The following is a 25,711-nucleotide window of genomic DNA, read 5'->3' on the forward strand; positions in this document are numbered from 1 at the left end:
GTAAGTATGAAAAAAATCAAAGCACTAGTCAAGCAGCATGCACAAGAAATGATTGCTTTTCGACGGGATTTACACCAACATCCAGAATTACAATTTGAAGAATTTCGAACGACAGAAAAAGTCGCGGCAGTTCTTGATCAATTAGGAATTACTTATCGCAAAACAGAACCGACGGGTTTAATTGCTGAAATTGTGGGCGGCAAACCAGGCCGAGTGGTTGCGCTGCGGGCGGATATGGATGCCTTACCTGTACAGGAATTAAATGAAGATTTAGCTTATAAATCTTTAGAAGCTGGCAAGATGCATGCATGTGGGCATGATTCCCATACCGCGATGTTAGTAACAGCGGCTAAAGTATTAAAAGAAATCCAAGAAGAACTTCAGGGAACAGTAAGGTTAATTTTTCAACCATCTGAAGAAAATGCGCAAGGTGCTAAAGCAATGGTTGCGCAAGGCGCAATGACCGGTGTTGATGATGTATTTGGCTTACATATCTGGTCACAAATGCCTGTAGGAACCGCTTCGTGTCGAGTGGGCTCAAGTTTCGCATCCGCAGATATTTTTTCTGTTGATTTTAAAGGCCGTGGTGGCCATGGTGCCATGCCAAACGCTTGTATTGATGCGGCAGTCATAGCTTCTTCTTTCGTGATGAATCTGCAAACGATTGTTTCTCGGGAGACAGATCCTTTAGATCCAGTAGTTGTCACGATTGGACGGATGGATGTGGGGACCCGTTTTAATGTGATTGCTGAGAATGCACGTTTAGAAGGAACGGTTCGTTGCTTTAGTGTAGCAACGCGTAATCGAGTAGAACAGGCGCTGCAACGCTATGCGGAACAAACAGCCGCTATTTACGGTGGGACGGCTTCGTTAGATTATCAATATGGAACGTTGCCGGTGATTAATGATGAGCAGGATGCCTTGTTTGCTCAAACACTAATTAAGGAAAATTTTGGTGAAGCGGCCTTAAGACAAGAAGAGCCGACAACCGGTGGTGAAGACTTCAGTTATTATACTGAACATGCTTCTGGTTGTTTTGCCTTAGTGGGAAGTGGTAATCCAGAGAAAGATACGGAATGGGCACATCACCATGGTCGTTTTAATATTGATGAAGATGCGATGGCAATGGGTGCTGAGTTATATGTCCAATATGCGTTTGAATATTTGAAAACACATTTTTAAAAGAAAATCAGTAACTTCTTGTTTTATGAGAACAAGAAGTTATTTTTATGAAAAATAGACCTGTCAAGACAGATAAGAGCTCCCATAATGACCGTTCTTTTGGTATAATAAAAAATAGTGTGAAGAATCAGAACAGATGATTGAAAAAACGCTACTTTTTTGGTAGTGTTAGAAAGAATAAATAGATTGAGGGAGTACGCGATGCAACCAATCATTGAACTAAATAATATCCAATTTAATTATCAACCAGAAGATGCTTCTCCCGCTTTAAAAGATGTGTCTTTTTCCATTCAACAAGGCGAATGGGTCGCTATTATTGGCCATAATGGTTCTGGTAAATCAACGTTAGCCAAAACGATCAATGGTCTGTTACTGCCAGCTGCTGGGACTATCAAAGTTGGCGGCAAAGAATTAAATGAAGCAAACGTCTGGGATATCCGGCGTATGGTAGGAATGGTCTTTCAGAATCCAGATAACCAATTTGTCGGTTCAACAGTCGAAGACGATGTGGCTTTTGGTTTAGAAAATCAAGGTATTCCGCGTGATGAAATGGTCGAACGTGTCCACGATGCCTTAGAACGGGTTCGTATGTTAGATTTTGCCAAGCGAGAACCTGCTCGGCTATCTGGCGGCCAAAAACAACGAGTAGCTATCGCTGGTGTGGTTGCTTTGCGACCAGATATTATTATTTTAGACGAAGCGACAAGTATGTTAGATCCAGAAGGTCGTGCAGAAGTAATTGCTACCATTCAAAAGATTAAAGAAGAAAGCAATTTAACAGTTATTTCTATTACCCACGATATTGATGAAGCGGCTAATGCGAATCGTATTTTAGTGATGCGCCAAGGACAATTGACAAACGAAGGAACACCAGAAAAGATTTTTTCTGCAGGAGAAGCGCTTGTTGAAATGGGCTTGGATTTACCGTTTCCTGAAAAATTAAAAGTAGCTTTGAAAGAGCGTGGCGTTGTTGTGCCAACGAATTATTTAACAGAAGAAGGGATGGTGGATTGGTTATGGACATCCGTTTTAAACAAGTAGATTTTACTTACCAACCCAATACTCCTTTTGAGCAACGGGCATTATTCGATATTAATTTAACGATTCAAGACGGCTCTTATACGGCGATTGTCGGACATACTGGCAGTGGCAAATCAACGCTATTGCAACATTTAAATGCTTTGGTGAAACCAACTAAAGGCCAAGTGACAATTGGAGAGCGTGTAATTACGCCAGAAACTGATAATAAGAATTTAAAACCAATTCGTAAAAAAGTTGGGATCGTTTTTCAATTTCCAGAAGCACAATTGTTTGAAGAAACAGTGGAGCGAGACATCGCTTTCGGACCGAAAAACTTTGGTGTTTCAGACGAAGAAGCGAAAAAATTAGCTAAGAAAATGCTTGATTTAGTCGGCTTAGATGAAAAATACTTACAACATTCTCCGTTTGAGTTATCAGGTGGTCAAATGCGCCGTGTCGCAATTGCTGGTGTGCTAGCGATGGAACCAGAAGTCTTAGTATTAGATGAACCGACTGCTGGTTTGGATCCTAAGGGTCGTAAAGAAATGATGGAGATGTTTAGCCGTCTGCATAAGGAACATAATATGACCATCGTTTTAGTAACACATTTGATGGATGACGTGGCTAATTACGCAGATCATGTGATTGTTTTAGAAAAAGGACAAATCGTCCGAGCGGGAGCACCACAAGAAGTGTTTCAAGAGACACAATGGCTGAAAGAAAAACAATTAGGCGTGCCAACTGCAGCCGAATTTGCTGAAAAATTAGTGGCAAAAGGCTTTTCTTTTGAGCAATTACCATTAACGGCCGATCAATTAGCCGATCAGCTTCTGAAAAAAATGCAGGAAGCAGGTGAGGCAAAATGATGAATAAATTGATTTTTGGGCGTTATATTCCAGGCGATTCTTTTATCCATCGTTTAGATCCGCGTGCAAAATTATTAGCTAGTTTTTATTTTATTGGAATTATCTTTTTAGCAAATAATTGGCAGAGTTATGTTTTAATAGCAGCCTTTACTGCTTTTGCTATTTCATTATCAAAAATCAGCGCCCGCTTCTTTATCCGCGGTGTTCGGCCATTATTATGGCTAATTCTGTTTACTGTGGCTCTTCAAACCTTGTTTACACAAGGGGGGGAAGTGTACTTTCAGTGGGGAATTATTTCCATTACCCAGTTTGGTGTGACGAATGGGCTATTTATTTTCTGTCGTTTTGTTTTAATTATTTTCATGTCAACGTTATTAACTTTAACGACGGCACCATTAGAGTTATCAGATGCGATTGAATATTTGTTACGCCCACTTCGTGTGGTGAAATTTCCAGTTCATGAAGTTTCATTGATGTTATCAATTGCCTTACGTTTTGTCCCAACATTAATGGATGAAACGGAAAAGATTATGAATGCCCAACGTGCCCGTGGTGTTGATTTTGGTGAAGGAAACTTACTTCAAAAAATGAAAGCTATTGTTCCACTTTTGATTCCGCTTTTCGTAAGTAGTTTTAATCGTGCGGAAGACTTAGCGACTGCCATGGAAGCAAGAGGTTATCAAGGCGGTGAAGGACGGACGAAATACCGCATTCTTCATTGGCACCTACGAGATACAATAGTAATGTTTGGCTTTGTCTTGTTAACCATTGGCTTATTTGTATTAAGAACTTAGAAAAGGTGAAGAAAAATTATGCCCCGCTATAAAGCAATCATTGCCTATGATGGCACTCATTTTCATGGCTTTCAAAAGCAGCCTAATGAGCGTACCGTTCAAGAAGAAATAGAAAAAACGTTAGCACGCATGAATAACGGACGCTCCGTGACGGTTTTTGGTTCAGGACGAACAGATGCAGGTGTTCATGCAATGGGCCAAGTGATTCACTTTGATTATCCGCAGGAACGTCCGTTGGAAAAAATGCGCTTTGCGTTAGACACACAAACACCCGAAGACATTGCTGTGCGCAGCGTGGAACGTGTTTCAGAAGACTTTCATGCACGTTATCACGTGATCGAAAAAACCTATCAATTTAAAGTGGACATTGGCAAACCACGAAGTCCATTTCGACGTTTTTATGCCAGTTATTTTCCGTATCCCATTGATCTCGAAAAAATCCAACAAGCTTTGCCTGATTTATTAGGTACCCATGATTTTACCTCTTTCTGTGCCTCAGGAAGTTCGGTAGAAGATAAAGTCCGAACTATTCATGAAGCCAGTGTTCATGTCAATGAAACGGGGGATGAATTAACATTCACTTTTCGGGGCGATGGTTTCTTGTACAAAATGATTCGGATTTTAGTTGGTACGCTATTGAAAATCGGCAATGGGCGGCTGGAACCAACCGCGATTCCAGCAATTATCGCAGCCAAAGATCGAAATTTAGCAGGTCCGACTGCTCATCCAGAAGGATTGTATTTAGCAGAAGTGAAATATGAAAAATAAAAAGACGTAGACCTTACAAGAAAAGGTCTACGTCTTTTTAGTTGCAAAATTTAGATGTATTTAACAGCTGTTCCGTAAGCCACGACAGATTGCATGTCTGTGCCAATTGTGCCAGAATCAAAACGCATCATCACAACGGCATCTGCACCTAATTTAGAGGCTTCTGCTTTTAAACGTTCGATTGCTTGGTCGCGTGCTTCTCGTTGCATATCAGTGTAACCTTTGATTTCACCGCCAACTACGCTTTTTAGTCCAGCACCTAAATCTTTAAACATATTTTTAGAACGTGTGGTTAACCCGAAAACTTCTCCAATAATTTCATATTCTTGACCGCTAATTCTCTCGGTTGTTGTAACTAACATGGGCAATTTCCTCCAGTACTTGTTGGTAACTTCAATTTACCATAGTCAAGAGTTTGGTACAACGAATATACATAAAAACGACACTAGAAAAGATGCGCTTCCGCATTTTTTCTAGTGTCGTTTTGGTAAGAATTAATCAAGAATAGGATCTTTTTTAGAAATCATGACCCAAACCCAACTAATTAGAAAAGCAACCGTTGCTGGAACGACCCAGCCCATGCCAATAGTGAACAATGGTAAGTATTGGCCGGCTTTTTCTAAAAGCGTTGTTACAAACGCCGTATCTTTGATAAAGGCAGGCGCGCTATTTAATGCATCTAAAACAGCAGCAATCAATGTGATATAGGTCGTTGCTTGATAGACTTCCCGTCGATGTTTGAAAATAGGACTGATGATTACCAAAAGCATTAAAGTAATCGCCAATGGATAAAGGAACATCAAGACTGGAACGGCAAATTGAATGATGTTGGTTAAGCCGACATTTGCAAAAATAGCTGGTAAAATAACAACAATTGCCAAGAATTTTTGATAGGAAACTTTCGGAAACATTTCTTCAAAAGTCTCAGAAAAGGCTGTGCTTAAGCCGATACCGGTTTTTAAACAAGCAAGAACTACGATAAAAGCCAGTAAAATACTCCCTGGTAGGCCTAAATAGTAATTGGCAATTTGGGCTAAGGCAATCCCGCCGTTTTCACTGATTGGAAAAGCCCCGATACTCATTGTTCCCATATAAGCAAGTAAGGTATAGATAACCCCCATCAATACAACACTGAAAGCACCTGATTTAATCATTCCTTTAGCGATATCTCCTGGTTTTTCGACGCCCATATTTCGTAAAGTGGAAACGACAACAATCCCAAAAGCTAATGAAGCTAAAGCATCCAACGTATTATAACCTTCTGTAAATCCTTTAAAAAAAGGACTTGAAATATAATTTTCACCAACAGCGGCACTGGCCACATGACCTAATGGTTTTACAAAGGCTAAAACAATCAAAATTCCTAGCAATGCTAAAAATAACGGATTTAAAAATTTACCCACATAATCTAAGATTTTACTTGGCTTTCTAGAGAAGAGCCAAACAGCTAAGAAAAATAATGCGGAAAAACCAGCAAGAACCAGCCATTGCAAGTCTTTAGGAACAAATGGTGCAAGACCAATCTCAAAAGAAGTAGTTGCTAACCTTGGTAAAGCAAAGAAAGGACCAATCGTTAAATATAATAGTAAGGTAAAAATAAGAGCATAACGACGATTAATCCGAGAAGCTAAGTCAAAAACACCTGAACTTTTAGAAACACCCATAGCAATGACACCAAGAAAAGGTAAGCCAATTCCAGTGGCTAAGAAGCCCAAGTTTGCTAAAAAGACGGAAGCCCCCGCTTCTTGTCCCATATGTACAGGGAAAATTAAATTTCCAGCACCGAAAAACAAACCGAATAACATTGAACCAACGTATAGATAATCACGCCAAACTAACTTTTTTTGCATAGATTCACACTCCTTAATATTGTCTTATTATTTAAAATAACAGAAGAAGAAACAGAGAGCAACCAGTTTTTATAGAAAACATTGGTTTTCTTATTTTTCTATGAAATAAGCATACTGATAATCATCACAATAGTGTCCATTTATATAAAATTCTTCTTTAAAATGTGCTTCCTGCACAAAACCATGTTTTTCATAGAATCGAATGGCTTCTTGATTGGTAGCCATTACTCGCAAACTCAGCTTATGAATCCCGCTTATCTGGGCCATATCTTTGACATACGACAACAAAGTACCACCAATCCCTTGGCCTTGGAAATCTGGCGAAACGCCAATACTTAGTAGCCATTGCTTTTGATGAGCTGCTAACGAAGTGGGCGGATGGACTTCAATAAATCCAGCGAGTTGTTGTTCGCTGATGGCAACAAAAATCGTTTCATCTTTCATTTTTTCTTGATATGCCGCAAGCGAGAGTGGTTGTATCTCGGCAGGGGTATTCTTTTTTGTCCAAATGATTTGGTCCAAGGCATGTAATGCGGGCCAATCTACTTCGGCAACTAAGCGAATAGTGAGTGAGGTAGACAAGATAATAGGGCTCCTTTTTCTGAAATTTTAAAATATAAAAAGACTATAGCATTTATTGTCTGAAAATTCAAATACTTTTAAAACGAAAAAAAAGTGGCTGCACCTTTTCGAGAAAATCAAAATATGCTACCATAGCTACCAGAGGATAGATGGTAAAAAAGAATCTATCTAAATGGAGGGTATGTTTGTGAAAAAAATGGCAGTATATTGTGGCGCCAGTCTGGGAAATGAGCCAATCTATCAGCAAGCTGCAGTAGCGTTAGCCGCTTGGATGAAAGAAAATCACTATGATCTAGTTTATGGCGGTGGCAATGTTGGTCTAATGGGTACGGTGGCTGACACGCTTTTAGCAGAAGGTGGAGAGGTAATTGGTGTCATGCCCACTTTTTTAATGGAGCGGGAGATTGCACATAATGGCATTACAAAGATGCATACAGTCAGTGATATGCATGCGCGTAAGAAAAAAATGATTGAATTGGCAGATGTGTATTTAGCTTTACCCGGTGGTCCCGGCACACTCGAAGAAATTAGCGAGGTGATCTCTTGGGGCCGAGTCGGTGAACATATGAATCCGTGTATTTTATACAATGTGAATGGTTACTATGACTTATTAGCTGCCTTTTTTGATAAAATGGTAGAAACTAGTTTCTTAACAGAAGCGGATCGAGCTAAAATTTTCATTTCAGATTCCTTAGAAGAAATTGGTGCATTTATTGATTCCTATGAACCGCCAATGATTCGTCAATACAAAAAATAACAAAAGAGGCAGTCACTCTAACCAGAATGACTGCCTCTTTTTTACTAGTTTTTCGTTAAAATCCGATGTAAGAACTCTTTTGTCCGAGCTTCTTTTGGATGGACAAAAATATCTTCAGCGGTCCCTTCTTCGGCAATGACACCTTTATCCATGAAAATAACACGATCGGATACGTCCCGCGCAAATTCCATTTCATGTGTTACAATCACCATTGTTAGCCCTGTATGGGCAAGATTTTTCATCGTTTTTAGCACTTCGCCAACCATTTCAGGATCCAATGCAGAAGTTGGTTCATCGAAAAGTAAAACATCTGGATCCATTGATAATGCTCGAGCAATGGCTACCCGTTGCTTTTGTCCACCAGATAATTGAGCAGGTTTGGCATCAATAAAACGAGCCATGCCAACTTTTTCTAAATTTTCTAAGGCAATTTTTTTGGCTTCTTCTTTGTTTCTTTTTAGGACAGTCATCTGACCAGAAGTACAGTTTTCTAAGACATTCATGTTATTAAATAAATTGAATGATTGGAAAACCATGCCTAAATGGGTCCGATATTTGGGCAAACTATAACCACGTTCTAAAACATTTTTACCATTATAGATGATTTTGCCATCTGTTGGTTTTTCTAACAAATTAATACAACGTAGTAACGTTGATTTACCAGAACCAGAAGAACCGATAATGGTGACAACTTCTCCTTTGTTGACGTTCATATTGATATCTTTTAATACTTCGTTTTCGCCAAAGCTTTTTCGTAAATGTTCAATTTCAATAATTGCACTCATCTGTTTGCCTCCTAGCTTTCTTTTCCTTCTTCAGTTAATTCTTCTACTTTAACGTAAGCAGAAGGGCCATCCATTTTACGTTCCACAACACGTAAGATTCGTGTGATCACAAAAGTCATTACCAAGTACATGATGCCGACAATTGTAAAGGTTTGGAAGAACTGGAAGTTTGCGCCAGAAGCAGCATTCCCTTGGAAGAATAAATCTGCAACACCGATAACACTTAACACGGCCGTATCTTTGATATTAATGACAAATTCATTCCCTGTTGCAGGTAAAATATTACGTAATACTTGGGGAATAACGACTTTACGCATTGTTTGTCCATGGGTCATCCCGATCGCTTGTGCTGCCTCGAATTGTCCTTTATCTACTGCGAAAATACCTCCGCGAACAATTTCAGACATATAGGCACCAGTATTCACAGAAACGATAAATAATGCGGCCACTGTTCGGTCTAAAGAGATGCCAAAAGCTAGAGCTAAACCATAGAAAATAACCATTGCTTGAACCATCATTGGTGTACCACGGAAAACTTCAATATAAATAGAAAGAATTAAATTTCCTAATTTTTGGAAGAAACGAGCGACTGGGTTTTCAGAATCTGGAATTGTACGGAAGACACCAATTAGTAAACCAAGGGTTGTTCCGACAACTGTCCCAATTAACGCGATAAATAGCGTTAAACCAGCACCACGTAAAAACATGTCGCCATATTGATTCCAAATATTTTTGAAATCGTTAATAAGTCCTGTTTTTTGTTCATCACTATCTGTTGCTGCAGGTTGATCCTTGATTGCTTGGTCCATAATTTTTGTCCGTTCATCTTGAGAAATACCTGCTAAAATTTTGTTTACTTTTTCAATGTCAGGATCGCCTTTACGCATGCCGACTGCTACTTGTGAGTCTTCAGCGCTAGCATCAAAGCCATTTTCTTTTGGAAATTCTAACATTTTTAATTCTTTATTGACACTAGTTGCTGTTATGCCTTCAGGGCGTTCACTAACATACCCATCAATCATGCCAGAAGCAAGTGCTGTTCGCATAGCTGAAAAGTTATCCATTGCTTGCTGTTTATTGACATTTGGAATTTGATCAATTAATCCGTAGTGGAATGTATTTAGTTGAGCTGTAATTTTAGCATCAGCTAAATCTTTCAAGCTTTTTGCATTAGCGTATTTGCCATCTTTTTTTACAATTACGACAAATTGTGATTCATAATAAGGGTTTGTAAAAGCAATTTCTTTTTTTCGTTCAGCGGTTGGGCTCATTCCGGCGATAATGGCATCAATTTTTCCAGATTGTAAGGCGGGCGCCAAGCCGTCCCATTTGGTTTGGACGATTACTAATTTACGACCTAAACCATCGGCAATTTTTTTAGAAATTTGAACATCATAGCCGCCTGCATAAGAGTTGCCTTGAATAGGCACTGCGCCATGTGCGTCATTTTTCTGTGACCAGTTAAAAGGGGCGTAGCCAGCTTCCATGCCGACACGAAATTCACCATTTTCCTCCGCCGAAGCGTTGGTTGTCATGCCAAGTAACGAAAATAGCGTGACAAGTAGTAGACTGAATGAAAAAACTTTTTTGTTCATCTTTTTCTCTCCTTTAAATTTCTTGTCTGATTGATCGTTTTGTCTTTTTTCAATCAACAAGCTTTGATAATCAGCTGAGCAAAAGCGATTCTGTCTTTTTAAAGGAGAATACTTCTGTCACAACCTATTTTTGAATACAAAAAAACAACCAAACAGATGTAAGGTTGCTAGGTAATGTCGAAAAAAATTCCTCAACGAAACATAGCACAACTTAGCATCACTACTAAGACAGTCCGCAAGCTCTTAACTTACGTCCCAACACACAACAGAAGAGGCTCCGTTATGCATTTCGGCGATTGATCCTAAACTTGCTTCCCAGTGTCCTCTCACTCCACAAGCGTAATAAAAACCGCGACCTCTACCTCTTTTTTGAGGCACTATTCAGTTATTAAATTCAGTTATTAATTTTAGGATAAATCCAGAAGAAAGTCAATATGTTCCAGCAAAGGAATTTATCAAGAGGACACAAACACCATGAAATTAGCGTAACATTTTCCCTACGAAATAGAAACTAATACGAAAAAAGCAACCATTCCTAAAGGAACAGTTGCTTTTTACTTAAGCTTTGACAGCTTTTGGTTCACGACCTAAAATAGCTTGAAGAACAGTCAATACACCTAAAGAAGCTAAAATTGTATAAATTAGACTTGAGTAAGTTAAGATACCGAAATCCCAAGTTTTGTAAACTAATAAAACAATTGCTAAGGCGATAATAGCGATAACGTTGAAGAACGCAAAAGCCCAAAGATTTCCGTTTTCTTTACGAGAAAGATAAAAAACAGAGAACCAAATGCTTAAAACGCCCCAAGCGATGCAGGCAATAATTGCAGCCCAATAAATAATAAATGCGACCATTGTTGTTTCACCTCACTTTTACTCATGCATATTTTACCACGAGTTGAGAAATTTGTCACAAACTCTTTCAAGATAAATCAATATATAGGTAAGAAGTTTTCAAAAAGTGGAAAAACTTTTGGTGCTAATGTTAAAATACGTTATAATATAGAAGATTAGGAGCTGAATCGATATGCAAGATATCACGCAAGCCGAGGCAATTCATTGGTTGGCAACCCAACAAAAAATCACATTTTTAACAGGTGCGGGTATCTCGACAGCCTCAGGTGTGCCAGATTATCGTTCCTTAAAAGGTGTCTATCAAGGAATCCAGCAACCGGAATACTTATTGAGCCGGACTTGCTTAAAAACAGAGCCAGAAAAGTTTTATCAATTCGTTAAAACGCTCTATCATCCAGACGCACAACCTAATATCATTCACCAGAAAATGGCACAATTAGAGCAAATGAAACGGGGAAAAATTGTTTCACAAAATATTGATGGGCTTCATCGAAAAGCAGGTAGCCAAGAAGTGGTGGACTTTCACGGTAATTTATATGAATGTTATTGCCAAACTTGTGGTACAACGGTTCCTTGGCAAGACTATTTACTTAGTGATCGGCACGCAGACTGTCATGGACAAATCCGTCCAGCTATTACTTTGTATGAAGAAGGATTATCCGAAGAGGCAATCGAAAAAGCCATTCAGGCCGTTGCTTCTGCCGACTTAATCGTGATTGTCGGCACGAGTTTTCAAGTGCATCCATTTTGCGATTTGATTCATTATAAACAACCAACGGCAGCTATCTTAGCCATTAATCAAACGCCGCTATTTTTACAACAACCTTATTATTTTTTAGAAGCGAAAGCCGAAACGATATTTGCAGAATTAACGATAAAGGAGTAACGGAATGGAAGAATTTAAATCAGAAAAAGAAAAAATGATCGCAGGTGCACTATATTTTGCCTCAGATCCTGAATTAGTGGCTGATCGCAAAAAAGCCCGTGAACAAATGGCGTTAATTAACCAACAACCAGACACTTATATTCGTCGTCAATTAATAGAAGAAACATTTGGAAAAGTGGGTGTCGGGACGTACATCGAACCGATGATTCAATTTGATTATGGCTACAACATTTCTGTGGGAAAAAATTTCTATGCCAATTTTAATAACGTTTTTTTAGATGTTTGTCCAATTGAAATTGGCGATAACTGTATGTTTGGCCCCAATGTGCAACTTTATACAGCCGAGCATCCATTACAAGCGGCTAAGCGTAATAGCGGAATGGAATCAGGGAAACGAATTATCATTGGCAACAATGTTTGGATTGGCGGTGGAGCGATTGTCCTTCCTGGCGTAACATTAGGCGATAATGTAGTGGTGGCAGCAGGTGCTGTTGTGACCAAATCGTTCCCAGAAAACTGTGTGATCGCAGGTAATCCAGCACGGATAATTAAAGAATTGACTGAAGATGACGCTCCAACAACTTCTTTAGAACAACAACGAGCAAAGATTAACCAAATCGATAAGGAACTGGTCCGTTTATTAGAACAGCGGATGGACGTCGTCGCAGAGATTGCTGCAGTGAAAAAGAAAGCAGGTCATGCGGTTTTTGATTCTGAAAGAGAACAACAAGTATTAGAAACTATTCTGAATCATGTTGAAAATGCCGAGTATGAAGAAACATTATCTGAGACTTTCCAGGGAATTATGGACGCCTCTAAACGTTTCCAAGAAAAACATTTAGGAGAGTGAGGCGAAGGTCGTGGATGGAGAAATCAGAAGAAGAGAGATTGTTAAAAGATTAAGAGAGACCGAAAAGCCAATTAGTGCCACTCGTTTTGCAAAAGCTTTTGATGTCAGCAGACAAATTATTGTAGGAGATGTCGCTCTATTACGGGCGACAGGGGTCGAAATTGTCGCAACAGCTCGAGGGTATATGTTGGAACAACCTTTAGAAGGAATTGAACGGAAAATTGCTTGTCAACATACACCTGAACAAACGAGAGAAGAATTGTCAGTCATTGTTGCCAAAGGTGGAGAAGTGGTAGATGTGAGTATTGCACATCCGCTTTATGGGGAATTAATTGGCAGTTTGCGCATTCAATCAGAGAAAGATATTGATAAATTTATGGACAAGTATCAAAAAGAGCATGCTACATTACTATCAGTTTTAACAGGAGGCGTCCATCTGCATACTATTCGCTGTGCAGACGAAGAAACTTTCCAAGAAATCAAAGAGGCACTTCGAAAAAAAAGTATTTTGTTTGAAGGATAACGAGAAAAAGAGAGGACATTGATGTTTGTTCAAGCCCTTTCTTTTTTTTCTTAGAAAATTACCAAAAAAAGATAGAAGAATTTGTGAATTTTCTTCTATTTTTTTAACTTTTTGCTAGAAATTTTTTATGAAACAGTATACTATTAAAAAAGGAGCCATTTAAACAATAACTATGTCAATTATATATGTTGGTACATAAAAATAAATGGAGAAAAATAAAAAAGGAGAATGAGTATGAAAAAACAATTTGCCCTGTTCTCTACCTTATTACTTTTAGGTTCATCAATGCCAGTAGGTGCATTTGCAGAAGGTAATAACTTGGTAGCTGAAAATAGTTCTGTTGCAGAAACAACCGCAGAAGCAACAACTGCTGAAGCCACTGAAACGACAGCGACTAGTGAAACAACAGAAGCGACAGAAGAATCAACAACTGAAACAGAAAGTTCAACCGAATCAAGTGAATCTGCAACCACGGAGTCCACGGAAACGTCAGGAACCGAAACGACAGATTCCACAACGGATTCAACATCCACAAGTACGACAGAATCGACTACTGACTCCACCTCAACGAGTGCAACAGAGTCAACCACAGATTCTACGTCAACAAGTACAACTGAATCAAGTACCACGCCGACGACTACACCAAGTTCTTCTAAAGAACAGCCAAAACCTGGCACGAGTACTTCTGAATCAAAACAGCCGGCGAAACCAGTGACACCAACAGCGCCAGCTGAAAAGCCAGTAGAACAACCAGCAGCGTCAACACCGCAGCCCGAAATAGTCCCACCGGTTACAAATGAAACGGTTGGGTTAGTGGAAGACGATGAGACGTTTACGGTCAGCAAAACGAAGAAGACAGAAGAGTTTATTCAAGAAATCGGTGAATCTGCTCGGAAAGTGGCCAAGGACAAAAACTTATATGCTAGTGTGATGATTGCTCAAGCAATTTTAGAAAGTGGCAGCGGCAATAGTAAATTAAGCCAGAAACCAAACTACAATTTGTTTGGTATTAAAGGCGATTACAAAGGTCAATCTGTTTCTTTTATTACCTATGAAGACAATGGTTTCGGTAACCTATACACAGTAGAAGCAAAATTCCGTCAATATCCAACGTATAAAGAATCAATGGAAGATTATGCGAAATTATTGAAAAATGGTTTAGATTCCAATAAAGATTTCTATCATGGTGTCTGGAAAACGGAAGCCAAATCATACAAAGAAGCGACACGTTTCCTAACAGGAAAATACGCAACGGACAAAGATTACCATAAGAAATTAAATGCGTTAATTAAAACATACGATTTAACTTATTATGATAAAGAAAAAGCAACCGTTGAACCAATGGAATCAAATTTCCCAGCCTATAATGGCAAAAACTATGACACCTTTAATAGTTATGCTTGGGGCAACTGTACACAATATGTCTACAACCGTATTACGCAATTAGGTAAACGTGTGGACTTAACAATGGGGAATGGTCAAGATTGGGGCGAAACAGGTCGTGCACGCGGGTACAAAGTAAGTCGTACACCAAAAGCAGGCGCAGCGGTTTCCTTCCCAGCTGGCGTTTTAGGCGCAGACAATACTTATGGTCATGTCGCGTTTGTGGAAAAAGTCTTTAAAGATGGTAGCATCTTAATTTCTGAAATGAACGTGAAGGGATTAAACGTTGTTTCGACACGTACAATCTCAGCCGATCAAACACATTTAATGAACTATATCGTTCCAAAAGATAAATAAAAAAATCAGCTCTTTGTCAATAAGAACGAATGAGTTGGAAAAATCAAAGCTAGCACTGAAGAAGCAATTTTAATTCTTCAGTGCTAGCTTTTTTTGTGGCAAAAGTTCTCTCCAATAAAGTTTAATACATTCAGTTATTGCCAGGAGACTTCAGGTCGGGATGAGTTAGCAACAGTCGCTGAGAGCTATATTTTTTTTAGGTAGAATCATTTACTTTTAGGTGAAAGATGTCTTATAATTGTAAGCGGATACAAAAATAAAAAAAGAGGTGGGTAAATGAGTAAAAAAGAAATAAATCAAGTAGTTGCCAGTAGCTATCAATTGTATATTAATGGAGAGTGGACAACAGGTAGTGGTAACAAAATGATTGCTAGTTACAATCCTAGTAATGGCGAAAAATTAGCAGAATTTGTTGATGCCACAAATGCAGATGTGGATCGAGCTGTAGAAGCAGCTCAAGAAGCGTTTCAGACATGGAAAGATGTTGACGTTGTAACAAGAAGCAATCTTTTGTTGAAAATTGCTGATTTGATTGAAGAAAATCAAGAACATTTGGCTATGGTGGAGACTTTAGATAATGGAAAACCGCTTCGGGAAACGCAATCAATTGATGTCCCTGCCAGTGCAGACCATTTTCGGTATTTTGCTAGTGTGATTCGTGGAGAAGAAGGGTCTGTCAAAGAATTTGATAAGGATACGTTATCCATTGTTGTGAAAGAACCCATTGGTGTTGTGGGTCAAATTATTCCGTGGAATTTCCCCTTATTAATGGGCGCTTGGAAATTAGCGCCAGCGTTGGCAGCAGGTAATACGGTTGTGATTCATCCATCCTCGAGCACATCATTAAGTCTGTTGGAATTGTTTAAAATTTTTGATCAAGTCTTGCCGAAAGGAGTAGTGAATTTAATCACCGGTCGTGGTTCTGATTCAGGAAATTATATGTTGGCACATCCAGGGTTTGATAAGCTAGCTTTTACAGGTTCAACAGAGGTGGGGTACACTGTCGCTAAAGCGGCGGCCGACCGCCTAATTCCAGCCACTTTAGAACTTGGCGGAAAATCAGCCAACATTATTTTTGAAGATGCCAATTGGGAACGAGCATTAGAAGGTGTGCAGTTAGGAATTTTATTCAACCAAGGGCAAGTTTGTTGTGCTGGGTCTCGTGTGTTCGTTCAGTCAGGTATTTATGATCAATTTGTAGAAGCTTTAAAGGAAAAATTTGAACAAGTGAACGTTGGTTTCCCGTGGGAAAAAGATGTTGAAATGGGCGCTCAGATCAATGAGCATCAATTGGAAGAAATTTTAAAATATGTCGAAATTGGTGTGAAGGAAGGAGCTACACTGATTACTGGTGGGCAACGTTTAACAGAAAATGGGCTAGACAAGGGGGCATTTTTAGCACCTACGTTATTAGCGAACGGCACGAATACAATGTGCGTGGCCCAAGAAGAAATCTTTGGTCCTGTTGCAACAGTGATTAAATTTGAAACGGAAGAAGAAGTCATTCGTTTAGCTAATGATTCTGAATATGGTCTAGGTGGTGCCGTCTTTTCTCAAGATATCAATGTGGCATTACGGGTTGCTCGTGGTGTACGGACAGGTCGGATGTGGGTCAACACATACAATCAATTGCCTGCGGGCGCGCCATTTGGCGGTTATAAAAAATCAGGAATTGGTCGAGAAACGCATAAATCAATGCTAGATGCTTATACGCAAATGAAAAATATTTACATTGTGACAAAAGAAGAAGCAGATGGACTGTATTAAGTAGTGTAGTGAATTTTAGATAACAAACTTATTTTTGGTTATTGTTATTTTTCGAGCTAAACAAAACAATAATTTTTTTAAAAAGTTGAGTGATGAGTAAAGTAAAACAGATTAAAAGTAAAGCCTGGTGCAAAAATCACTTTGGATTTTTGTACCAGGCTTTAAAGCGGAGTAACAATAGTGGTCACTCTTGGTTATTTTCAATTTTCGACTATTATAGAAGGAGTTATTTTGCTTCTTCTGCTTCAAATTTAGCAAAAGCTGTTTCAATAACTTCTTTTAATGCAGAAGCAGAAGCTTCCATTTTTTCTTGTTCAGCATCTGTTAATGGAATTTCAATGACTTGTTTAACTCCTTGGCGGTTGATGATCGCTGGTGCACCGATATAAATATCGTTTTGACCATATTCACCTTCTAAATAAACAGATAATGGTAACACAGAGTTTTCATCGTTTAGGATAGCTTTAGTGATACGCGCTAGTGCCACCGCGATTCCATAGAAAGTAGCTCCTTTTTTCTCGATGATTGTGTAAGCAGCGTCGCGTACGTTGAAGAATAAATTAACCATTGCTTCTTCATCGACGTCAGGATTATTTTTCACCCATTCGTAAATTTGTAAGCCAGCGACATTTGCATGTGACCAAACTGGGAATTCTGTATCTCCGTGTTCACCTAAGATGTAGGCATGGACATTTCGTGCATCAACGTCAACTAATTCGGCAATTGCTTGACGGAAACGAGCAGAATCTAGTGAAGTTCCTGAACCGATTACTCGTTCTTTCGGGAAGCCAGAGAATTTCCAAGTTGAATAAGTCAAAATATCAACTGGGTTTGCGGCAACTAAGAAGATACCGTTGAAACCAGAATCAACAATTGTTGTAACGATTTCTTTATTAATTTTCAAGTTTTTATGAACTAAGTCTAAACGAGTTTCGCCTGGTTTTTGAGGCGCACCAGCTGTTAAGACAACTAAGTCTGCATCATGGCAATCGTCATAAGTAGCAGCATAGATTTTTTTAGGAGAAGTAAATGCTAATGCGTGAGATAAGTCCAACGCGTCTCCTTCAGTTTTTGGTACATTAATATCAATAATCCCAACTTCTTGAGCAATATTCTGAGTTACTAAAGCAAAGGCATAGCTAGAACCTACGGCACCGTCCCCGACTAAAATTACTTTTTGGTGATCTTTATTCCCTGCGGCTGCAGTCATGTGTACCATTCCTTCCTCTACATTCTTTTTCGTGAGCAACGAGTTTTTATTTCCTGTTGCTAAAGTGATAGTAACATGGTTTGTAAAAAATGTCACGAACTTTGATTGTAAAAATGATACAGTTTTCAGACCTGTTTCAAAATGGTAGCTCTTACATGTGCGTAATTTCACTATCTTATGCATATTTAAATTTCTAAAAAATTTTTTTACATCTTTCTTAATCTTCAAAGACTGCGAGTTTTTTTATTTCTATGGTATAATGAATAAAACTGGGTAGCGCATACGCTTCCCAGCCATTTTGTGTTGGCAAGCTTATAATCCAAGGAGAATGAAAGATGAAAGTAATCGTAGGACTGGGAAATCCCGGTAGTAAATACAAAGAAACAAAACACAACATTGGCTTTATTACGCTAGATGAAATTGCGTATCGGCAAAATGTTTCGTTTAATAATAGTAATTTTGAAGCAGATATTGCAGAGTTTTTTATAGGGACTGAGAAAGTATTGTTAGTGAAACCATTAACATTTATGAATGAATCAGGTCGCTCTGTTGGTCCGTTGTTGACCTACTTTGGGGTAGATGAGGAAGACTTGATTGTTATTTATGATGACTTAGACTTAGAGGTCGGTAAAATTCGTTTACGGCAAAAAGGTAGTGCTGGCGGCCACAATGGGATAAAAAGTCTGATTGCCCATTTAGGCACAAATGTCTTTCCTAGAATTAAAATTGGCATTGGTCGGCCCTCAAAAAATGATACAGTTATCCACCATGTACTAAGTACTTTTCCCAAAGAAACACACGAAGAGATGTTACTTGCTGTAAAAAAAGCAGCCGATGCCGCTTTATATGCATGCGAAGGACATACGTTTGTTGAAACAATGAATCAATTTAATGGAAAATAGCAGAAAGGAGGGCCCTTGTTTGAATATTATCGAACGAATTAGCCAAACAGAAATTGCTAAATCATGGCGCAGTCAACTAATGACAACAGGAACGCGCCAACTAATTACTGGGTTATCAGGCTCTGCTAAAACATTACTGATGGCAGGCGCTTTACAAAAGACGCATCAAAAAATTGTTATTGCGGTCCCAAACCTATACTATGCCAATCAATTAGTAGATGATTTTTTAAATATTTTACCTTCAGAACAAGTTCATCTATTTCCAGTAGATGAAGTGTTATCCGCCGAAATGGCCTTTTCTTCACCAGAAGCGCGCGCAGATCGAGTGAGTGCGTTAAATTTCCTGATGACAGCGAATGCAGGAATCGTGGTCGTGCCAGTAGCTGGACTACGAAAATATTTGCCAACGAAAGAAACGTGGCAAAATGCGCAACTTCATTGGGAAATCGGGACAGAAGTAGAACCTGAAATCCTCGCGCAACGCTTAGTGTTAATGGGCTATGAACGCCAATCGATGGTCGGAAAGCCCGGCGAATTTAGTATTCGCGGAAGCATTGTTGATGTCTATCCGCTAAATGCCGAATACCCTGTTCGGGTGGAACTGTTTGATGTTGAAATTGACTCAATCCGTTATTTTGAAGCAGATACCCAACGTTCATTAGAAAATCTTGAAGAAGTAACGATTTCACCAATGACTGATTTAGTATTCTCAAAGGCAGATATGAATCATGGCATGACGAGGTTACAAGATGCTCTAGAAAAACGTTTAGCGACAGCTAAAGATCAAACGGAGACCGATTTTTTAGAAGAATATTTTGGTCAGTTGCTGTCTTCTTGGGAACAAGGGATTCCTACAGAAAATGCTCACTATTATACAGATTTTCTGTACCAACAAAAAACTACGCTGTTAGATTATTTACCAGAAAATAGTTTGCTTTTTGTGGATGATTATTCTCGTATGATGGAAACGGAGCGAGAAATCGCTAGAGAGGAAGCGGAATGGCAAACCCTGAAAATTGAAGAAATGCGCGTGTTTTCTGAACAAACTTTCGGCGTAGACTTTCATGATCAATTGCGAAAAACTGCACGAAATACGACCTTCTTTTCACTTTTTCAAAAAGGAATGGGGAATCTTCGTTTCCAAGAAGTCCATAATTTCCAATATCGTTCAATGCAACAATTCTTCGGTCAAATGCCGTTGCTAAAAGCGGAAGTGGACCGTTGGCAAAAGCAAAACCAAACGGTCGTTGTTTTTGTTCCTACGAAAGAACGGATTCAAAAAGTCGAAGAGCTATTTCAGGACTTTGACATACCTAGCGTAGTAAGCAATTGGGATCAGTTGTTAGGTGGGCATGTCCAAATTGTCCAAGGGGCATTACAAACAGGGTTTGAATTACCTAAAAACAAGCTCGTGGCGATTACGGAAAAAGAAATTTTTCATACAACGACCAAAAAACGGGCACGTCGTCAAACAATCTCTAATGCGGAACGTTTGAAAAGTTATAGCGACTTAAAAACGGGCGATTATGTCGTTCATGCGAATCACGGGATTGGTAAATATATTGGTATGGAAACCTTAGAAGTTGATGGGGTCCATCAAGATTACATGACTATCTTGTACCAAAATGATGACAAGTTATTTATTCCAGTAACACAATTGAACTTGATTCAAAAGTTCGTTGCTTCCGAGTCTAAAACGCCGAAAATTAACAAGCTAGGCGGCAGTGAATGGACGAAAACTAAACGAAAAGTTGCTTCGAAAATTGAAGATATCGCGGATGATTTAATCTTACTTTATGCGACAAGAGAATCGGAAAAAGGCTATGCTTTTCCGCCAGATGATGCGTATCAAAAAGAATTTGAAGAGGCTTTTCCGTATTCTGAAACAGATGATCAATTACGTAGTGCTGCCGAAATTAAACACGACATGGAAAAATCTCGACCAATGGATCGTTTGTTAGTTGGCGATGTAGGGTTTGGTAAAACAGAAGTGGCTTTACGAGCGGCTTTCAAAGCTGTTAGCAACAATAAACAGGTTGCCTTTTTAGTGCCAACAACTATTTTAGCGCAACAACATTACGAAACGATTCAAGAGCGGTTTGAGGGCTTTCCTGTAGAAATTGGTTTATTAAGTCGTTTCCGCACGAAAAAACAGCAAAATGAAACAATTGAAAAAATTAAACATGGCCAAGTAGATATTGTGATTGGTACTCATCGTTTATTGTCGCAAGATATTAATTTTAGTGATTTAGGCTTGTTGATTATTGATGAGGAACAACGGTTTGGAGTGAAACATAAAGAACGACTAAAACAATTGCGTTCACAAGTGGATGTCTTGACGTTAACAGCAACGCCAATCCCAAGGACCCTTCATATGTCGATGTTAGGTGTCCGTGATTTATCTGTCATCGAAACCCCACCAGAGAATCGTTATCCGATCCAAACGTATGTCATGGAAAATAATCCTGGGGCGATTCGGGAAGCGATTGAGCGAGAAATGGCTCGAGATGGTCAAGTCTTTTATTTATACAATCGAGTAGATACGATTGAACGAAAAGTTGAAGAGTTACAAGCGCTAGTTCCAGATGCAAGAATTGCGTATGCACATGGTCAAATGACAGAAGTACAACTGGAGAATACTTTGTTTGATTTTATTGAAGGACAATATGATATATTAGTCACTACAACAATTATTGAAACAGGAGTAGATATTCCTAATGCTAATACCTTGTTTGTAGAAAATGCGGACTACATGGGCTTATCTACGTTGTATCAATTACGTGGTCGTGTGGGGCGTAGCAATCGAGTGGCCTATGCTTATTTTATGTACGAACAGCAAAAAATCCTAAACGAAGTTAGTGAGAAACGTTTAGAAGCAATTAAAGACTTTACGGAATTAGGTTCTGGGTTCAAAATTGCGATGCGTGACCTTTCCATTCGAGGGGCTGGAAACCTTCTTGGTGCCCAACAACATGGCTTCATTGATTCGGTTGGGTTTGATATGTACTCACAGATGTTATCTGAGGCAGTTGCTCGTAAACAAGGAAAAAATATCCAAGACCAAAAAACGTCTGTTGAAATTGATTTGGGCATTGATGCTTATATTCCAGGAACGTACATTACAGACGAACGACAAAAAATTGAAATTTATAAACGGATTCGTCAATTAGAAAATATGGATATGTACGAAGAATTAGAAGCGGACTTGTTAGACCGCTTTGGAGAGTATCCTGACGAAGTGGCGCATTTATTAACCACTGGCCGTATCAAAATGGATGGCGACCGTGCCTTGTTAGAAAGTATTCGTAAACGCGACCAAAAAGTCAAGTTTGTGTTAAGTAAAATTGGCACAAAAACATACTCTGTGGAGCAGTTGTTTGAAGCGTTATCGGCAACCAGCTTAAAAGCGGATCTAGCAGTTGAGAAAGAACAAATGACTATTTCCTTGAAGTTGCCGAAAGATTGTAAAGAAGCTGTTTGGATTCAAGAAATTGCTACTTTTACAACCGCATTGCGACAAGAAAAATACAAACATTCGCAAGAAACGGATTCCCTTTAAAAGGAGGCCTAGAAGATGGCACAAAAAGAAATGCAGCGAATGATGCAAGGTGCCGTTGTGTTAACCATTGCTTCCTTCATTGCAAAAGTGTTGAGTGCGTTTTATCGCGTTCCTTTTCAGAACTTTGTAGGGGATGAAGGATTTTACGTGTATCAGCAAGTTTATCCAATCTATGGGATTGCGATGACATTAGCATTGTCAGGCTTACCGCAATTTATTTCCAAAATTGTTGCTGAACAATCAGATATTCGGAGTCAAAAACAAGTGTTGCGCCAACTATATCCCTATGTGTTATGGTTAGCGATTGCTTGTTGGGCCTTCTTTTTCTTTGGTAGTCAAGAAATTGCTATTAGTATGGGGGATGCTGCACTCCAACCATTAATGGAAGTTGTTTCCTTTACCTTTTTACTCGTTCCAATTCTTTCCTTCTATCGTGGAAATTTTCAAGGTCATTTGTTGATGGTGCCTAGTGGTATTTCACAGGTGATGGAACAGTTTGTGCGTGTTGGGGTTATTCTAGTAGCTGCGTTGTCCTATCATTACTTTGGTGGCTCCATTTACCAAACGGGGACGGTGGCCATGAGTGGTGCGTTGGCTGGCGGTATCTTAGCAGTACTTGTCTTATGGTACTACAATCGAAAAATTCTTAGTGGAAGTACGGAATACTTGCATCAATGGAAGATTATGCCTCAAACCACAGGACTATTTAAACGTTTAATGATTGAGGGTGGTTTGGTCTCTTTATATAGTGCTTTTCTGATTCTATTTCAATTAATTGATTCCTTTAAAGTAAAAAATGCTCTCATGCTTTTCGGGCTCTCTGATTTAGCTGCGAAAGTGGACAAAGGGGTCTATGATAGAGGACAACCACTAGTTCAATTAGGATTGGTAATTGCTTTAGCTTTAAGCTCGACCTTTTTACCAGGTTTGACAAAATATTTTATGAAAAAAGACCGTCAACAATTTTTACAAGTTGCAAAAATCTTTTTGCGTCTTACCACAACCTTGGCATCGGCGGCTTCGATTGGTCTGATGATGTTATTGCCGTACATGAACTTTACGCTTTTTAAAGATTATAAAGGCAACGATGTTTTAGGGGTGTATGTTTTATCCATCGCTTTTATGGCCATTATTCAGGCCTACCAAAGTATTGAACAAAGTCGCAATCGTTTTAAAGGTCCTTTAGTGGCAGCTGGTGTGGGCTTATTAGTGAAGTTACTGACAACGGGCTTTTTCACCATTCGTTGGGGAACATTAGGTGCTAGTTGGTCTACCATCCTTGGGTTACTAGCGACGTTATTCGTTTTAGTCCGACAATCGGATGCAGCGATTAATTGTTTTGTTCGAGAACGAAGTTTTTTGAAAAAACTGTTGCTTAGTTTAGCAATCATGATGCTGTCATTACTGGTCTATCAAGGAATTATCTCCATCTTGTTCCAAGGTGTGCATCACCGAAGTCAAGCGTTTTTCGTTACAGTTTTAGGTGTTGCAGTGGGTGGTACAGTTTTTATTAGCACCATCATTAAGTTAGAATTATTTACGATACGTGAATGGTTAAGTTTACCGTATGGCGCAAAAATTTTACGGATGAGACAAAAAAAATAAAAGAGGTGAATGTGATGCGGTTAGATAAATTTTTAAAAGTTTCTCGCATTATTAAAAGAAGAACAGTTGCCAAAGAAGTCGCTGATAAAGGCCGGATTCAAATCAACGGAGTCTTAGCCAAATCTTCTAGTACTGTGAAGATTGGTGACCTTGTCAAAATTCAATTTGGGAACAGAATTTTAGAAGTAGAAGTCCTGCAACTAAATGACTCTACGAAAAAAGAAGATGCCACAAAAATGTATGAAATAAAATCAGAAACACGTGTCTCTGAAGAATAAACAGGTGAGGATGGAGCGCTTGGCAAGTTCATTGAAAAGATGAATATTCCAAGCGCTTCATCCTTTCAGCGTTTTAATGAAACAGACGCGCCGCTTTTGAAAAAAATTAATAAATCAACCGCTGTTATTTCAAAAGCAAAGAATATTTTAGAAAAAAGCTTGATTTTCTTTAACTTCTCTGAAATTAACATTAGACAAGGTTCTTAGATGTTGGTATAATAAAACGGACAATCCAAAGCGAGTGGAGCGAGACGATGGGAAAGAATGAAAAAAACTCGAAGAAAGTTGCGGCATTGGAAAATGACTACACGAAAGAACAGTATGTCGAATTCCAAAAACAACAGAAACAATTGATTTTTAGACGCAGACGCTTGGCAGCGATTTTTCTCGTGGCCTTCATTATTTTTGCCTTTTCTGGCATCCAATTGATGAAAGATTATCATCGCTTAGGTGCTTTCAAACAAGAACGAGCAGATGCAATTGCTGAATCCGTAGCAGTTGATAAGAAGGTCAAGGATCTAAAAAAAGACGTTGCTTTGTTAAAAGATGATGATTATGTGGCAAAATTAGCACGTAGCCGTTTCCTTCTCTCAAAAGAAGGCGAACAGATTTATCCCACACCAGAACAAATGAAAAAAACACAGACTTCTGGAGCGGAAGAAAGCAAGAGCAGTTCAGAAAAAAATAGTCAATCACAGTCTTCAACTGAAACAACTAAGTCTTCAGCTGAATAAACTGCAATTATAATTAGGGAAAAAATAGGAGGAACAATTTTTTTATGTCAATCGAAGTAGGAGCTAAATTGCCAGGAAAAGTGTCAGGGATTACTAACTTTGGTGCATTTATTGATTTAGGAGAAGGAAAAACTGGGTTAGTACACATCAGTGAAGTGTCTAATGGATTCGTTAAAGATATTCATGATGTATTAACAGTAGGTGACGAAGTAACAGTGAAAGTAACCTCAGTTGGTGACGACGGCAAAATTGGCTTATCGATCCGTAAAGCGCAAGAGCCAGCAGAAGGGCAACAACCAAAACGTGAATTTCAACGTCGTGAAAACAATTATGAGAATCGTGACCGTAATCCACGCGCAGGGGGCAAAAAGCCTTTCAATAAACCACAAGCAAATAACAATAACAATAAACAAGATTTTGACTCATTGATGAGCTCTTTCTTGAAAGATAGTGATGACCGTTTATCTTCATTAAAACGTAATACTGAAGGCAAACGTGGCGGACGTGGCGGACGTCGCGGCTAAGCACAAACAAATAGGGGGACTGGGGATAACGAATGGGTTATTTCTCGGTTCCTCTTTTATTCTAAGGAAGAAAGAAGGG

The 25,711-nt window shown here is 39.0% G+C and carries 24 protein-coding genes and 1 riboswitch; of the genes, 17 read left to right on the top strand and 7 right to left on the bottom strand.

The window, feature by feature from the left end:
• The first annotated feature begins 6 nt into the window (after positions 1–6).
• The 5 genes from IGM09_RS00865 to truA all read left to right on the top strand — a co-directional run bounded on the left by IGM09_RS00865 (position 7) and on the right by truA (position 4,630).
• Positions 7–1,182, top strand: coding sequence for a M20 family metallopeptidase (locus IGM09_RS00865; protein WP_016616710.1), 1,176 nt, complete (start codon positions 7–9; stop codon positions 1,180–1,182).
• A 201-nt stretch (positions 1,183–1,383) separates the two neighbouring features.
• Positions 1,384–2,223: an energy-coupling factor ABC transporter ATP-binding protein gene (locus IGM09_RS00870; RefSeq protein ID WP_002359354.1), complete on the top strand. Its 840-nt coding sequence runs from the start codon at positions 1,384–1,386 to the stop codon at positions 2,221–2,223.
• Complete coding sequence (locus tag IGM09_RS00875) at positions 2,199–3,068, top strand: energy-coupling factor ABC transporter ATP-binding protein (protein WP_002381364.1); 870 nt, start codon at positions 2,199–2,201, stop codon at positions 3,066–3,068. Before IGM09_RS00870 ends, IGM09_RS00875 begins: the two co-directional genes overlap by 25 nt.
• Complete coding sequence (locus tag IGM09_RS00880; protein ID WP_002373841.1) at positions 3,065–3,862, top strand: energy-coupling factor transporter transmembrane component T family protein; 798 nt, start codon at positions 3,065–3,067, stop codon at positions 3,860–3,862. The genes IGM09_RS00875 and IGM09_RS00880 overlap by 4 nt, the downstream gene beginning before the upstream one ends.
• Positions 3,863–3,880: 18 nt before the next feature.
• A complete protein-coding gene (gene truA / locus IGM09_RS00885) occupies positions 3,881–4,630 on the top strand; it encodes a tRNA pseudouridine(38-40) synthase TruA (RefSeq protein WP_002376397.1) in 750 nt (249 codons plus the stop codon).
• A gap of 50 nt (positions 4,631–4,680) precedes the next feature.
• Here the strand turns inward: truA and IGM09_RS00890 are convergent, their stop codons facing one another.
• The 3 genes from IGM09_RS00890 to IGM09_RS00900 form a co-directional block, all read right to left on the bottom strand.
• Positions 4,681–4,992: a heavy metal-binding domain-containing protein gene (locus tag IGM09_RS00890; protein ID WP_002381365.1), complete on the bottom strand. Its 312-nt coding sequence runs from the start codon at positions 4,990–4,992 to the stop codon at positions 4,681–4,683.
• A gap of 132 nt (positions 4,993–5,124) precedes the next feature.
• Positions 5,125–6,480 (bottom strand): branched-chain amino acid transport system II carrier protein, encoded by a 1,356-nt coding sequence (brnQ, locus tag IGM09_RS00895; RefSeq protein WP_002373848.1) that lies wholly within the window; start codon positions 6,478–6,480, stop codon positions 5,125–5,127.
• A gap of 90 nt (positions 6,481–6,570) precedes the next feature.
• On the bottom strand, positions 6,571–7,062 hold the full coding sequence (locus IGM09_RS00900) for a GNAT family N-acetyltransferase (protein WP_010713617.1): 492 nt from the start codon (positions 7,060–7,062) through the stop codon (positions 6,571–6,573).
• Between the two features lie 172 nt (positions 7,063–7,234).
• Between IGM09_RS00900 and IGM09_RS00905 the strand changes: the two genes are divergently transcribed.
• Positions 7,235–7,819: a TIGR00730 family Rossman fold protein gene (locus tag IGM09_RS00905; protein WP_002383869.1), complete on the top strand. Its 585-nt coding sequence runs from the start codon at positions 7,235–7,237 to the stop codon at positions 7,817–7,819.
• 44 nt (positions 7,820–7,863) lie between these two features.
• Here the strand turns inward: IGM09_RS00905 and IGM09_RS00910 are convergent, their stop codons facing one another.
• From IGM09_RS00910 to IGM09_RS00920, 3 genes are all read right to left on the bottom strand, one after another.
• On the bottom strand, positions 7,864–8,604 hold the full coding sequence (locus IGM09_RS00910; protein ID WP_002356242.1) for an amino acid ABC transporter ATP-binding protein: 741 nt from the start codon (positions 8,602–8,604) through the stop codon (positions 7,864–7,866).
• A gap of 11 nt (positions 8,605–8,615) precedes the next feature.
• On the bottom strand, positions 8,616–10,199 hold the full coding sequence (locus tag IGM09_RS00915) for an ABC transporter substrate-binding protein/permease (protein WP_002381368.1): 1,584 nt from the start codon (positions 10,197–10,199) through the stop codon (positions 8,616–8,618).
• Positions 10,200–10,393: 194 nt separating this feature from the next.
• Positions 10,394–10,568: riboswitch (Lysine riboswitch) on the bottom strand.
• Between the two features lie 189 nt (positions 10,569–10,757).
• Positions 10,758–11,054 (bottom strand): hypothetical protein, encoded by a 297-nt coding sequence (locus IGM09_RS00920; protein ID WP_002356244.1) that lies wholly within the window; start codon positions 11,052–11,054, stop codon positions 10,758–10,760.
• 172 nt (positions 11,055–11,226) lie between these two features.
• On the opposite strand from IGM09_RS00920, the gene IGM09_RS00925 reads away from it, so the two are divergent.
• The 5 genes from IGM09_RS00925 to IGM09_RS00945 all read left to right on the top strand — a co-directional run bounded on the left by IGM09_RS00925 (position 11,227) and on the right by IGM09_RS00945 (position 16,820).
• Entirely contained in the window at positions 11,227–11,940 is a 714-nt protein-coding gene (locus IGM09_RS00925; RefSeq protein ID WP_002408256.1) for an NAD-dependent protein deacylase, read from the top strand.
• 4 nt (positions 11,941–11,944) lie between these two features.
• The gene (locus tag IGM09_RS00930; protein WP_002363448.1) at positions 11,945–12,790 is read left to right on the top strand and encodes a chorismate mutase; all 846 of its coding nucleotides are present in this window, start codon (positions 11,945–11,947) and stop codon (positions 12,788–12,790) included.
• A 10-nt stretch (positions 12,791–12,800) separates the two neighbouring features.
• A complete protein-coding gene (locus IGM09_RS00935) occupies positions 12,801–13,313 on the top strand; it encodes a transcription repressor NadR (protein WP_002356248.1) in 513 nt (170 codons plus the stop codon).
• A 228-nt stretch (positions 13,314–13,541) separates the two neighbouring features.
• On the top strand, positions 13,542–15,053 hold the full coding sequence (locus IGM09_RS00940) for a glucosaminidase domain-containing protein (RefSeq protein WP_016616712.1): 1,512 nt from the start codon (positions 13,542–13,544) through the stop codon (positions 15,051–15,053).
• Positions 15,054–15,329: 276 nt separating this feature from the next.
• A complete protein-coding gene (locus tag IGM09_RS00945) occupies positions 15,330–16,820 on the top strand; it encodes an aldehyde dehydrogenase family protein (protein ID WP_002361555.1) in 1,491 nt (496 codons plus the stop codon).
• Positions 16,821–17,046: 226 nt separating this feature from the next.
• Here the strand turns inward: IGM09_RS00945 and IGM09_RS00950 are convergent, their stop codons facing one another.
• Positions 17,047–18,030, bottom strand: coding sequence for an L-lactate dehydrogenase (locus tag IGM09_RS00950; protein ID WP_002356251.1), 984 nt, complete (start codon positions 18,028–18,030; stop codon positions 17,047–17,049).
• A 335-nt stretch (positions 18,031–18,365) separates the two neighbouring features.
• Between IGM09_RS00950 and pth the strand changes: the two genes are divergently transcribed.
• The 6 genes from pth to IGM09_RS00980 all read left to right on the top strand — a co-directional run bounded on the left by pth (position 18,366) and on the right by IGM09_RS00980 (position 25,632).
• Positions 18,366–18,932, top strand: coding sequence for an aminoacyl-tRNA hydrolase (gene pth, locus IGM09_RS00955; RefSeq protein ID WP_002361556.1), 567 nt, complete (start codon positions 18,366–18,368; stop codon positions 18,930–18,932).
• A 19-nt stretch (positions 18,933–18,951) separates the two neighbouring features.
• Entirely contained in the window at positions 18,952–22,491 is a 3,540-nt protein-coding gene (gene mfd, locus IGM09_RS00960; RefSeq protein ID WP_033625268.1) for a transcription-repair coupling factor, read from the top strand.
• A gap of 15 nt (positions 22,492–22,506) precedes the next feature.
• Positions 22,507–24,096: a putative polysaccharide biosynthesis protein gene (locus IGM09_RS00965; RefSeq protein WP_033625270.1), complete on the top strand. Its 1,590-nt coding sequence runs from the start codon at positions 22,507–22,509 to the stop codon at positions 24,094–24,096.
• A 14-nt stretch (positions 24,097–24,110) separates the two neighbouring features.
• Entirely contained in the window at positions 24,111–24,374 is a 264-nt protein-coding gene (locus IGM09_RS00970; RefSeq protein ID WP_002356255.1) for an RNA-binding S4 domain-containing protein, read from the top strand.
• Between the two features lie 254 nt (positions 24,375–24,628).
• The gene (locus IGM09_RS00975; RefSeq protein ID WP_002356257.1) at positions 24,629–25,108 is read left to right on the top strand and encodes an FtsB family cell division protein; all 480 of its coding nucleotides are present in this window, start codon (positions 24,629–24,631) and stop codon (positions 25,106–25,108) included.
• Between the two features lie 44 nt (positions 25,109–25,152).
• On the top strand, positions 25,153–25,632 hold the full coding sequence (locus IGM09_RS00980; RefSeq protein ID WP_002356258.1) for a S1 domain-containing RNA-binding protein: 480 nt from the start codon (positions 25,153–25,155) through the stop codon (positions 25,630–25,632).
• The last annotated feature ends 79 nt before the right edge of the window (positions 25,633–25,711 follow it).

It is taken from the genome of Enterococcus sp. DIV0167 (genome assembly GCF_050541555.1).
GTDB classification, from domain to species: Bacteria; Bacillota; Bacilli; order Lactobacillales; family Enterococcaceae; genus Enterococcus; species Enterococcus faecalis.